This is a genomic window from Planococcus sp. 11815 (assembly GCF_051096385.1).
In the GTDB taxonomy this organism is placed as follows: Bacteria; Bacillota; Bacilli; order Bacillales_A; family Planococcaceae; genus Planococcus; species Planococcus citreus.
Genome location: NZ_CP096991.1, coordinates 2,849,851 through 2,861,690 on the forward strand (window position 1 = coordinate 2,849,851; position 11,840 = coordinate 2,861,690).

Here is an 11,840-nt window from a genome sequence, read left to right on the forward strand (position 1 = left end):
ATATTAAGATTTCTTTGCAAGCGTTTCCAATGCCGCTGTTACTGTAGCCGTTGCGCAAAAAATCTTTTCTTTTTTTTTTCAGAGAATTCCGCATTCCAGGGTAATTCAATTGTAATAGCCCTGACATGTCAGCAAAGCGGATTTTGCGTATAATGAATGGAGCTTCCTTTTTCCTTATTGGCATTTTCCAGGAATAATGTCCTGAAAAATGGGTAAATGGATTTTCAGGGAAGATTTTGAATGCCCATTGAAAGGAGAACACCATTATGAAGCTGATCTCTATTATTGTGCCAGCTTTCAACGAAGAAGCGAACATCGCTTCGATGTACAAGACTTTGGTGCAAGAACTTGAGCCGCTTCCTTATCTGTATGAAATCATGTTTATCAATGACGGCAGCAGTGACGGAACTTTAGACGAAATACTCAAACTCGCCAACGAACACGAAACCGTAAAATATATTTCCCTGTCCCGTAATTTCGGGAAAGAATCCGCCATGTTTGCAGGCATGAAACGAATCAAAGGAGACGCTGCCATCCTGATGGACAGCGATATGCAGCACCCACCCACACTCATCTGCGAAATGATCCAAGGCTATGAAGACGGCTTCCATCAAGTCGTCGCCAAACGGTCTCGCAAAGGAGATTCGAAACTGCGCAGTGCATTTTCTTCCCTATACTACAAAATAGTCAATTCCGTAACCGATGTCAGCTTCGAAGACGGCGAAGGCGATTTCCGCCTCTTGAGCCGCAAAGCCATCAATTCCATCCTGTCGCTCAGCGAGAGCAACCGCTTTTCCAAAGGCATTTATTCGTGGATTGGCCTCAGCAAGAAAACCATCAGCTATGAAAATGTCGTGCGCGCAGAAGGCGATTCCAAATGGTCCTTCGCAAGCCTCGTCAATTACGGCATCGACGGGATCATTTCATTCAATATGAAACCCTTGCGCATCTGTTTTTACACAGGATTTCTCGTTTTGTTCCTGTCCTTGCTTTATATCGCTTTTACGTTTTACCAAATCATGGTGCGGGGCGTCATCGCACCCGGTTATTTCACGACCATCACGGCGATTTTGCTACTTGGCGGCATTCAATTGATCAGCCTTGGCGTCATCGGCGAATACGTCGGACGCATCTATAACGAGACCAAGCAGCGGCCCCATTTCTTGGTCGACATGAGCAATGTGGATGAATACGATGAATCTTAAACGCTTGAATACGGAGTTTACCCGCTTTGTTTTTGTTGGGGTCGTCAACACGCTCAGCTATTACTCCATCTACCTGTTTTTGCATAATGTGCTCGATTGGGCCTATATGCTGTCCCATGTCATCGGATTTTTGATCAGCTTGAACATTTCGTTTTTCCTGAACACTTACGTAACGTATCGTGTCAAACCGACATTGAAGAAGTATTTGTATTTCCCGCTAACGCAAGTCGTGAATATGTCGGTTTCTACATTCCTGATTTTTATATTCGTGGAATTCCTTCATATCAACAGCAATATCGCGCCGTTTGCCGCAGTGATTTTCACCATTCCGGTGACCTTTGTCGTTTCCGGAAAAATCCTGAAAGCGCCGGTGCAATCCAAATAATCATAAAGACGGTGGCATTATGCGTTCTTTTCGTCCCTATCTTCTACTGACAATTGCATTTCTAGCCATGGCCATCATCGGCCATGGCATATTTCTGTTTCAATGGACCCAAAACCAGTTCATGGCCGGGCCCAATGACGGCCTCGCCCAAATGATGCCGTTTAAGCAATTGCTTTATGACCACTACACGCAAGGTGAATTCTTCTATTCTTTCGATTTCGGCCTCGGTGCTGGCATATTCAGCGAACTATCGTATTATTTTTCGACGTCTTTCGTGTATATCTCGACACTCGTGATCGTCTATTTGCTCGATTCACTTCAATTGATCGGTGATCCGGATGTCCTGTTCTGGGCCAACGCTTCCGTGTTCATCAGCGTCGCCCGGTTGGCGATCGTTCTGATCGTCACTTACACATTGTTCCGCTATATGCGCATTTCGCGCTTATCGGCATTTGTCGGGGCAAGTATCTATGGCATCTCTGGGATGTACTTTCGCCATGCGGCTTTTTGGGAGTTTTTTGCGGATGCGTTCATCTGGCTGCCCTTGCTGATTTTCGGTGCGGAAAAAATCTTCCGCGAACAAAAACCGGGCTGGTTTATGTTTGCAATCGCGATTTCGATGATCGACAATTTCTATTTCGCTTATATTAACTTCCTCTTGGCAGGCATCTATATTTTATTCCGCTTGTTCATCCCGCTTGAAAAGGCGGAAACGAAATGGAAAAAGGCCATTGTATTGTTCTTGATTGCCGGATTGATCGGTGCGGGCATGTCCATGGTGTCATTTATCCCTTCTGTATATGCGTTCTTGAACAACCATCGCCCAGCGTTCCAGCAGGATATTCTCTGGTTCGAGGAAACGGAAAACATTCTGTTCATGAGCCGCTACATCCTGTTGCCGGCCATGTTCATGCTATTTCTCTTCATTCCGGCGCTGTATAAACTTCAGCGTTTCCGTCTTTTTGCATTGATCGGCATCCTGACGATCGTCTTGTATCACAGCCCGATGGTCGGCAGTATTTTCAATGGGTTTTCTGCGCCCCAGCACCGCTGGGAATATTTTATGTCATTTGTGGCTGCAGGCGCCATTGCCAGCGGCTTGGATCATTTTCATAAGCTGCGCTTGAAAGATGTTGCCACGGCTGCGATTTTGACCGCCCTTCTTTATGGATGGTTCGCTTGGCGAGATGAAGCACTTGAATTCACCACGCTTTATCCGCGCCTGGCACTGGCGGGTCTCGTACTGACCTTGGCAGCCGTGTTGGCCGCTACGGCCATTCGGCAGCGATCGCAAAAACCGCTGCTGGCTGCTGTGCTGCTCGCTTTGGTGTTGGCAACTGCCAATGTCTACCAAAGCGAAAAATTGCTGGATAACGCCGATATCGCGGATGTCGATGAAGCTTTAATTACCGGGGAAGATTACGACAACGCGGAAGTTCGTGCTTTGATCGACGAAATTAAAGGACGCGAAACGAGCGAGATGTACCGCATCGACTGGATGGAAGGCGTCCGCAACAATACGCCGATTGTCCAGGACTTCCAAGGGCTCAGCGCTTATTCCAGCATCTTGAACAAAAACTTGCTGTACTTCTATTTATACGATTTGGAGATCGATATGCAGCGGGAAAGCGTCAGCCGCTATGCGACACTTGGCAACCGCAGCAATCTACACAGTCTTTTGCAAGGCAATTATGCCATACGGGAACGGGACGACCCGAATGTGCCATACGGTTTCCGCAAATTTGCCGCTACCGATAATTTCATCGCATATCAAAATCGCTACCCACTGCCTTTCGCGCGGCCGGCTTTCCAGGTGTATCAAGAGTCCCAGCTAAAGGATGAACCGCCGTTGCTGCGTGAACATGCCATGCTCAGCGGAATTGTCTTGGACGAAACAACTGAAACCGAACCCCTTCCCGACCGCTTCCCGGGAGAAGCTGATTATGAAATCGAAGAAGTGGGTGCGAATTACGAAGACGGCGTACTCGATATTTCCGAAGAAACCGGCGGAATTGATTTGCTGCTCGATGAAGTTCCGGAAGAAGGCGATTTGTATATCTCTTTCCATCTGGAAAATACCGCAGCGGACCAGGGCTTCCCGCTCGAAATCAATGAATACCGGACGACCCGCAAATCCAATCAATCGATTTACAAGACCTTTGTCGACGACTTGACGATCCGTGTCGAGGCTGCACAAAAAATTGAAATCCGCATGCCTGAAGGAACATATGAGCTGACGGATATTGAAATTGTCAAAGAGCCTTATGCCCTTTTAAGAGAACAAAATGCTTTAGCAGACCGCACGAGCAATTTGAAAATCGACGGCAGCCAGGTTGACGTCACTTACGACAATCAAGACGGTGCCCCTTACCTCAATTTATCGATTCCTTACGAAAGAGGTTGGCAGGCGACCATCAATGATGAACCGGTCGATGTGTTAAAAGCCAATTATGCGTTTTTAGCCGTTCCGCTCGAAGACGGGATGAACGAAATTGAGCTCCGCTATCGCCCGCCGTTCTTCTTGCCTTCCCTGTTCATCAGTATGTTGTCGCTCGCCCTCGGCTTATTTTGGCTGCGCCGGCGAAAACGAAACGAAGCCCGCGGGGATGAGCCAAAAGACACCATGACGAATTGACGGGTTTAGCTCCCCTCCTACATGTGTAAGGTATGGTAATAACAATTTTTAGGAGGAGGGAGTAAATACGATGAAATCATGGTTGATGCTTATGCTTTTAGGCCTTTTACTGCTGCTGGCGGCATGCGGTGACGACACAACAGAACCCCCAACAGAAACGGATGGAGCTGAACCACAAGAAGAAGAAGTGGAAGAACAAGAAGGTGAGCCACAAGATGGTTCGGGAGGCGAATCAGAAGGCGCTAGCGAAGTTCAATTGCTGACGGTTGAATTCCTGAATGCAGATGGAGACGCTGCCGGTACTGCTGAATTGACGGAAGAGGATAACGGGGTCATGGTCACATTGAATGTGGAAGGATTGGAGCCTGGTATGCACGGTATCCATTTCCATGAAGAAGGAATGTGCGAAGCGCCTGATTTTGAATCAGCAGGCGGTCATTTCAACCCGACCGACGCAAGCCATGGACTAGATAACCCAGAAGGCCCCCATGCAGGCGACCTCCAGAATATTGAAGTTGCAGATGACGGGACTTCGACCGATGAATTGACAGCAGAAAACGTCACTTTGCAAATCGGCGAAGATAACTCATTGTTGAAAGAAGGCGGAACAGCGCTCGTCATCCACGCTTCAGAAGATGACGGCCAAACCGACCCTTCCGGTGATTCCGGTGAACGCGTCGCTTGCGGCGTGGTGACAGCTGAAAACTAAACACTAAACCAGCCAGGGAATCTTCTCCGGCTGGTTTTTATTGTGCCATTAAAACTTTACCGGCCGAATAACGGTTTCCCTCGCGTTTAGCCGGAATCGGAACGGGAATAACTACCATATATTCAGATCGAGGAGGACGCTTACATGTCAAAAGATAAATACGAAAAAATCCATGACCAAATCGACCCGCAGGAACAAGACCACCAGCCAGGGGTAGAAAGCGAAATGTCCCCGGAACCGATTTATGACGACGAAAATTATAAAGGCGCAGGCAAGCTGGAAGGAAAAGTCGCGTTGATTACAGGCGGCGACAGCGGCATCGGCCGCGCCGTTGCAATCGCTTACGCCAAGGAAGGCGCAAACATTGCGATCGCTTACTTGGATGAACACGAAGACGCGGATAAAACCATTGAAGCCGTGAAAGCTTATGGTGCAGAAGCGCAAAAATTCGCAACGGACGTGAGCCAAGTGGAAAACTGCCACCAACTAGTCGTTGATGTCATTGCCGAATTCGGGCAACTGAACGTACTCGTCAATAATGCAGGCAAGCAATTCCCGACAGAGGATTTCCTTGATATCAGCCCGGACCAATTGCATGAAACTTTCGAGACGAATATTTACAGCATGTTTTATTTGTCCCAGGCTGCCTTGCCGCATCTCTCCAAAGGAGACAGCATCATCAACACATCATCCGTGACGGCTTATCGCGGCTCGCCGGCACTCATCGATTATTCATCCACTAAAGGAGCCATCACCAGCTTTACGCGTTCATTGGCTGCGAATGTCAGCGAACAGGGCATCCGTGTCAATTCAGTCGCGCCAGGCCCGATTTGGACGCCGTTGATCCCTGCCACATTCGACGCTGAAAAATCCGGCAAGCAAGGCGAAGGCACACCGCTAGAACGCCGCGGACAGCCAGCTGAACTCGCCCCGGCATACGTTTATCTCGCCTCCACCGATTCCACATATGTGACCGGCCAGGCAATCCATGTGAACGGCGGAGACTTTATCACTTCATAAAACTGCTTTTACTTATCCAGAAAACAACTCATGTCCTGAAATTACCTTGCCTATTGGAATTCAACCATTTTAGGAGGATATAAAATGAAACACATCGAAGCGATCTTGATGAAATTTGCAATGAGCTTTGCTGTTGTCTTCTTGATTCTCGGGCTAATTTACGGAGTTTCCGTATTTAATATTTTCATTATCAGTTTAGTGATTACTGCGATTGGCTACGCCGGCGATATGCTGATATTTCCCCGCACATCCAACAAGCTCGCCACTGGTGGAGACTTGGTGCTCGCGTTCGTGATTGTTTGGTTATTAGGAGAGTTTCTAATTGAAAAGCCTGATTCTCCATACTTGCAGCGTCAATTTACACAGCGATTTTGATTGCTGCTGGCGAATGGTTTTACCATATTTATTTGAAGAAGCGTCTATGGGAGCAAAAAGAAACCTCTCATACTTTGAAACAGGAGCCAAACCGAAAATAACTGTAACAAATAAAAGCCGATCATTTTTAGTGATCGGCTTTTACCTATGTTCTTTTACAGGTGGATAGAATCGTGTTTTCTGCTTCGCTGAGAAATGGGCTAGCGGCTCTTCCCCATTCCATCCAACAGGAAGATATCCAGCAAGCGAATTCTCGGCTATTTCTATATGGACTTTTTGCAATTGCCACGGCACATGATCAATATCCACACGGTACAGGACCGTTTTCGGCTTTGTCCATAAACAATAACGTTCCGTCAGCCATCGCTCGAGCTTTGATGCCTCCAGCATTCCAGTGCTTGGCGTGAAGCCTATCCTAAAACTCTCGCCAATCCCTGGTTTAGCGAGGCGGCTCGTAAATGCATAACGCCTGTCTTTTTTCACAACTTTCATGCGGGCATATCGGTATGGAAGAAATCCTCCTGCGCTCGCCGCTTTTACCGCTAGCAGGCTATCGGCATCGAGGCTGAAAAAATAGACTCCAGACCGGCCGTTGCACTTTACATAAGTCCTTACATTCAATTCGCGGTAGGTTCCCACAATGGGAAATGGCAAGGAAAAGCGCAGGCGCGTATGATCGGCAATAAACGGAACGATGCCGACCCATGCCTGCCCGTCAAATACATCAATTTCAAGCTCTGAAGGTACGAATGGCCGCAGTGCATCGGGCGAAATCGGCCAATGCAAAAACACCAGATCCCGCCAGGTCTGTGCCATGATCCATGGCTTTTTCATCAAAACACCTCTCTTCAAAAAATATCGATAAGCAAAGCGGGACGAAGAAAATTTCTCCGTCCCGCTTGATGCGTCTATCCTTTTAACTTGTCTTCAGGCAGTGTGTCATGCGACTCGAGCGGCCCTGGTTTCAAGATCGGCTTTTGCCCGAAAGCTTGTGCCTGCTCGTATTTGAATGGATGGCCATCCGGTGCGTTGCCGCTCATCCATGGCAATGATGCGCTGTCTTCGCCTTCCGAAAAATTATAAAGCGTATGGGAATATTCGGTCGCTTCCCATTCCGGCGGCACAGTAGAAGGTGCGATGACGCCGCCTTCTTTTTCTTCCAAATCACGAATCGCGGCGATCCACTGGTTTTGGTGCATTGTATCGCGAGCCAGCAGGAATGACAGTAAATCTTTTACGCCTTTATCATCCGTCAGACTGTACAAACGCGCTACTTGCAGGCGCCCTTGCGACTCTGCATTGACGTTGGCACGGAAGTCGGCAAGCAAATTGCCGCTTGCGATGATGTATCCGCCACTCCACGGAACTCCGGCACTGTTCTCTGGGGTTGCGCCAAGGCCTGAGACGATTGCATGGTGCGGGTTCATGCCACCCATGATCGCCCCAATTACCGGGTCGCTCGCCGCTTTTTCCTGCTCATAAACCGGTGCTCCTTCAAGCAATTGAGCCACCATCGTGGCGAGCATTTCGATATGCCCAAGTTCCTCTGTCCCCGTATCCATCAGCAAATCCTTATATTTTTCATTCCCTCTTGTATTCCATCCTTGGAATAAATACTGCATCGCCACAGACATTTCACCGAACTGGCCGCCGATGACTTCTTGCAGCTGCTTCGCAAATATCGGATCCGGTTTGTCCGGCTTGGCTTCGAATTGGAGTTCTTTTCTATTGAAAAACATTTAACATCCTCCTCGCATGTTTGGATTATCCATCTTTGTCTATCCGTCCTTCGCTATTTTCCTTGGCGTCTTTCGGATGCCCGCCGTCATAATCGGAGTCGTTGCCCCCTGCATTAAACTCTTTCTTTTGTCGTTCTTTCTGTGCGCTTTCTTTTGTCTCGCCGACTCTGCCTTCACCGCCGGGAATGCTGTCCTGGGGCTGCCCGCCATCGTAATCCGAGCTATTGCCGCCTGCATTGAATTTCTTATCTTCTTTATCCGGGATCTCATGATTTTCAGGTCCTTCACGCTGGTTATGGTCTGTTCCCATCGTTACGCCTCCTTGGAAAATCTGGAATTTCTGTTCCCTAATAATCTACCCAGCCTTAAAAGACTAAAACCGAATAAACTATTTTTTCAGTTAATTAACCAAATAGTAATAGCATTGTTTAGCCAATAGATTAAAAAGCAGCCTAAAAATTCCTTTTATTGTAAAAATAAATGCATAAAAAAACCTCATTCTACCTGAATGAGGCTTATCAATCATTCATCTATTCATTAATATCAGCTAATGCCTTTTCGATGCTCGAATAGGTTTTCAACATATTATCCCGGTCGAGGTCGCGCACCAATTCCGTGGCCGCCTGGGGAGTGACACCGGTAATGTACAGATGGCTTCCCATAATACGGAGCGCTTCACAAATCTGCGTGAACCAATGGAGCGGAGATTCCTCGTTCCATGTCAATCCTGTAATATCAAGAAGCGCATGTTCAATCCGATGCTCGCTGACATATTCGCATAATTTCACTTTCAATGCTTCAAAACGTTGTAAGCTCATCGTCCCAACGAGTGCTACCGTAGCAACGTTCGGCTGTATCGATAAAATCGGCAGCATCAGTTTCTCGATTTCGCTTTCGTTTTCGTTAATCGCTTCCTGCTGCATTTTCTCAACAGTAATATCTGTCTGGGTGCCGATAAAATAGAGCTTTCCTTCGACAGTGACCGGGGCAATCGCCAGGCGGTTCCAAAACGGCGTTCCGTCTTTTCGGTAATTGCGCAAAATCACGGTCGTTTTCTCCTGGTTCTTGATGGCTTGCCGAATTTGGTCAACTGCATCCGGAGCCGTTTTCGGGCCTTGCAAGAAACGGCAGTTCCGGCCGAGGAGTTCTTCTTTGGCATAGCCGGTCATTTCCGTAAATGTATGGTTTGCATAAATGATCGGATTGTCTTCTTGTGCGGGATCTGTGACGATGGTGCCGACTTTGCTGCCGTCCAGCATGGCTTCAAGCAGCTGAATCTGTGTATCCACTTCCATTTTCTCCATATAAATTAATTCACCTCAAATTTTTACTCATATTATTTTAACACAGCGTAGCGCGCAGCCAAAACCGGGAACTACCGGAAGTTTCAGGAATCCGTCAAAGGGTAAATGTACAACAAGAGCTTCCTAAAGAAATGGAGAGGATACCCAAATGGCAAAAGTATTGGCAGTATTATCAAGCGGCTATTCAAACGAAGAGCATAATTACGTAACTGGCTGGTGGGCAGAAGAATTATTCGAGCCTTTATCCGAACTTGAGAAAGCAGGCCATTCAGTAGGTCTCGCTTCCATTGACGGCGGCAAACCGGTCGTCGATCCCTTAAGCCTCGATAAGGCTTATGATCCCGAAGGCAAATATAAAAAATTATACGATTCCGGCATCGCTGATAAGACAACGCCGGTCGTTGATGTACGGGCAAGTGATTACGATGCCATTATGATCGTCGGAGGCCATGGCGCGATGTTCGATTTGGCGCACGATGAAAATCTGCACGCCGTCATCAACGTCGTCCACGAAACCGGCGGCATCGTTTCGGCTGTCTGCCATGGGCCGGCTCCGCTTGTTTTCACGAAAACGAAAGACGGCAAGCCCTTATTGCAAGGCTTGAAAGTGACAGGATATCCGAACGATATGGAACCGGAAGAAGTCGATGGGCTATTGCCGTTCAGCCTCGAAGATGAAATGGCCAAAATTGCGCAATATGACAAGGGCGATGGCCAAGACGAGTACTTTGTTTGGGGCAGTGACCGTCTGCTGACTGGCCGCGATCCCGGTTCCTCACAGGCATTCGGCCGTGAGTTGGCGAAGAAGCTGTCTGAACTTGAAGAGCACCAACTCGACAAACACTTGGAGTGACTGGTTACTAGAAGCAACCAACTTGAAAAAATGTAGCAACTATTAAAGGAGGAGATTGAATGGATAACAAAAATAACCACAATGATAAAGACAGGGAACAGGAATACATGAAAACGAGCGAGCAGGAATTGGACCGTAAACCACCGACAGAAAAAGAAGGGCTTGAAGAGCCGAAAAGAACAGGCTATCCGCCTCTACAGCTTGGATTGATCGTTTTTGGCATAGCTGTTTTAGTGATCGTCGGATTTGCCATCGGTTTCGACTGGTTCGGCTTGTTCGGGAATTAATTGTATTGTACGGCTCACGCAAAAGCGGCAGACAGGAAATCCTGTCCGCCGCTTTTTTGCATGTCCTTAAATTTGTTCGCTTAACTGGACCTCAAATGTTTTCAATTCGCCGTTCCGGTAAGCTTTGATTGTTACAGTTCCTTGGTCTTCGACTTCCGTATAGAGATATTGGCGGAGTTCCAAAACAGAAGAGATGGCTTGGCCGTTCAATTCAACGATGGTATCTTTCGCTTGGATCCCCGCTTTGTCCGCGCCAGATCCTTCTTGTACCGATTGGACGACAATACCGTCTTCTACTTCACCCGGAAGGTTCAATTCCGCATTTCTGATTTCTGCAGGTACCTGTTCCAGTTCAAGCAATGCGACGCCTAGAGACGGCCGGGAAACTTCCCCTTCTCCTTCAAGTTCCGAGATGATCGGGATTGCGGAATTGATCGGAATCGCAAGTCCGATGCCTTCCACTGCGTCCTGGGCGATTTTCATCGAGTTGATGCCAATGACTTGGCCCTGTGCATTCAATAAGGCGCCGCCGCTGTTGCCGGGATTGATTGCGGCATCGGTTTGAAGCACTTCTGACTGCCAGTCTTCCTGGCCGTCTTTATTGATATCGATTGGGATAGCGCGTTCCGTCCCTGAAATGACGCCTGTCGTCACCGACCCCGAAAATTGGAGGCCAAGCGGGTTGCCGATTGCAATGACTGGCTCACCTGATTTCAGTACCGAGGAGTCGCCAAACTCTGCGACTGTTTCAATTTGTGCCCCAGGGACTTTCAGTACAGCAAGGTCGGTCCAGACATCCGAACCGAGCACTTCCGCTTCGAGCTCTTCGCCGTTTGCCAAGGTCACGACGACTTCTTTAGCGCCTTCCACTACGTGATGGTTCGTAACGACGAATGCAGTGTCCCCTTGTTTTTTATAGATGACGCCCGATCCTGCCCCTGCTTCTTGTGTAGAGGTTTGGGCAAATGGATTATTGCCCGCTTGCAGGTTGGAGACGCCGACCACAGCATCTCCCGTCGCATCAACGGTTTCTGTAACATCTGTCGTGACAATCGCCGAGTCGCTTTGCAGTTCACTGCTTTGGACGCCGGCAGTGGCGGATTCCGTTTCCCCCAAATCGGTTCCCGTGACTAGCGTGCCTACCAGCAACGCACCGGCCAATACGCCTCCGAAACTGGAAGCCATATAGCGTTTCCATGGATTCTTCTGATTATTTTGCGGTGTTGTATTGTAGTAGCCCATTATTTTTCCATCCCCTTAATGATTGTTTGTCGTTTGCCTTGTGGCTTTCGATATTCTTATCATACAAAGCAGATATGAAAAAATTA

14 protein-coding genes are annotated in these 11,840 nt (G+C 48.0%); 9 read left to right on the forward strand and 5 right to left on the reverse strand.

The window, feature by feature from the left end; translation table 11 throughout:
* Nucleotides 1-266: 266 nt before the first annotated feature.
* From M1Q06_RS14290 to M1Q06_RS14320, 7 genes are all read left to right on the forward strand, one after another.
* A complete protein-coding gene (locus tag M1Q06_RS14290) occupies nt 267-1,205 on the forward strand; it encodes a glycosyltransferase family 2 protein (RefSeq protein ID WP_121298646.1) in 939 nt (312 codons plus the stop codon).
* Nucleotides 1,195-1,590 carry a GtrA family protein gene (locus M1Q06_RS14295; RefSeq protein WP_121299529.1) on the forward strand — a complete coding sequence of 132 codons (396 nt, stop codon included), beginning with the start codon at nt 1,195-1,197 and terminating at the stop codon, nt 1,588-1,590. Before M1Q06_RS14290 ends, M1Q06_RS14295 begins: the two co-directional genes overlap by 11 nt.
* A gap of 19 nt (nt 1,591-1,609) precedes the next feature.
* Nucleotides 1,610-4,225 (forward strand): YfhO family protein, encoded by a 2,616-nt coding sequence (locus M1Q06_RS14300; protein ID WP_434400212.1) that lies wholly within the window; start codon nt 1,610-1,612, stop codon nt 4,223-4,225.
* A 70-nt stretch (nt 4,226-4,295) separates the two neighbouring features.
* Entirely contained in the window at nt 4,296-4,934 is a 639-nt protein-coding gene (locus M1Q06_RS14305) for a superoxide dismutase family protein (protein ID WP_434400214.1), read from the forward strand.
* Nucleotides 4,935-5,078: 144 nt separating this feature from the next.
* The gene (locus tag M1Q06_RS14310) at nt 5,079-5,954 is read left to right on the forward strand and encodes an SDR family oxidoreductase (protein ID WP_434400216.1); all 876 of its coding nucleotides are present in this window, start codon (nt 5,079-5,081) and stop codon (nt 5,952-5,954) included.
* Between the two features lie 84 nt (nt 5,955-6,038).
* The gene (locus M1Q06_RS14315) at nt 6,039-6,329 is read left to right on the forward strand and encodes a DUF2512 family protein (RefSeq protein ID WP_434400218.1); all 291 of its coding nucleotides are present in this window, start codon (nt 6,039-6,041) and stop codon (nt 6,327-6,329) included.
* Nucleotides 6,326-6,430, forward strand: a complete 105-nt coding sequence (locus M1Q06_RS14320) for a hypothetical protein (protein WP_434400220.1) — start codon at nt 6,326-6,328, stop codon at nt 6,428-6,430. Before M1Q06_RS14315 ends, M1Q06_RS14320 begins: the two co-directional genes overlap by 4 nt.
* A gap of 40 nt (nt 6,431-6,470) precedes the next feature.
* On the opposite strand, the gene M1Q06_RS14325 is transcribed toward M1Q06_RS14320, so the two are convergent.
* The 4 genes from M1Q06_RS14325 to M1Q06_RS14340 all read right to left on the reverse strand — a co-directional run bounded on the left by M1Q06_RS14325 (nt 6,471) and on the right by M1Q06_RS14340 (nt 9,363).
* Nucleotides 6,471-7,163 carry a YqjF family protein gene (locus M1Q06_RS14325; RefSeq protein ID WP_434400222.1) on the reverse strand — a complete coding sequence of 231 codons (693 nt, stop codon included), beginning with the start codon at nt 7,161-7,163 and terminating at the stop codon, nt 6,471-6,473.
* Nucleotides 7,164-7,237: 74 nt separating this feature from the next.
* Nucleotides 7,238-8,068: a manganese catalase family protein gene (locus tag M1Q06_RS14330; RefSeq protein WP_121298658.1), complete on the reverse strand. Its 831-nt coding sequence runs from the start codon at nt 8,066-8,068 to the stop codon at nt 7,238-7,240.
* 25 nt (nt 8,069-8,093) lie between these two features.
* Nucleotides 8,094-8,378: a hypothetical protein gene (locus tag M1Q06_RS14335; RefSeq protein WP_434400225.1), complete on the reverse strand. Its 285-nt coding sequence runs from the start codon at nt 8,376-8,378 to the stop codon at nt 8,094-8,096.
* Between the two features lie 220 nt (nt 8,379-8,598).
* Nucleotides 8,599-9,363, reverse strand: a complete 765-nt coding sequence (locus tag M1Q06_RS14340) for a PAS domain-containing protein (RefSeq protein WP_434402885.1) — start codon at nt 9,361-9,363, stop codon at nt 8,599-8,601.
* Between the two features lie 157 nt (nt 9,364-9,520).
* Here M1Q06_RS14340 and M1Q06_RS14345 point away from each other — a divergent pair, with 157 nt between their 5' ends.
* Nucleotides 9,521-10,225 carry a type 1 glutamine amidotransferase domain-containing protein gene (locus tag M1Q06_RS14345; protein ID WP_121298664.1) on the forward strand — a complete coding sequence of 235 codons (705 nt, stop codon included), beginning with the start codon at nt 9,521-9,523 and terminating at the stop codon, nt 10,223-10,225.
* 59 nt (nt 10,226-10,284) lie between these two features.
* Nucleotides 10,285-10,512 (forward strand): hypothetical protein, encoded by a 228-nt coding sequence (locus M1Q06_RS14350; protein ID WP_121298666.1) that lies wholly within the window; start codon nt 10,285-10,287, stop codon nt 10,510-10,512.
* A 66-nt stretch (nt 10,513-10,578) separates the two neighbouring features.
* On the opposite strand, the gene M1Q06_RS14355 is transcribed toward M1Q06_RS14350, so the two are convergent.
* Complete coding sequence (locus M1Q06_RS14355) at nt 10,579-11,754, reverse strand: S1C family serine protease (protein WP_121298668.1); 1,176 nt, start codon at nt 11,752-11,754, stop codon at nt 10,579-10,581.
* Nucleotides 11,755-11,840: the final 86 nt, after the last annotated feature.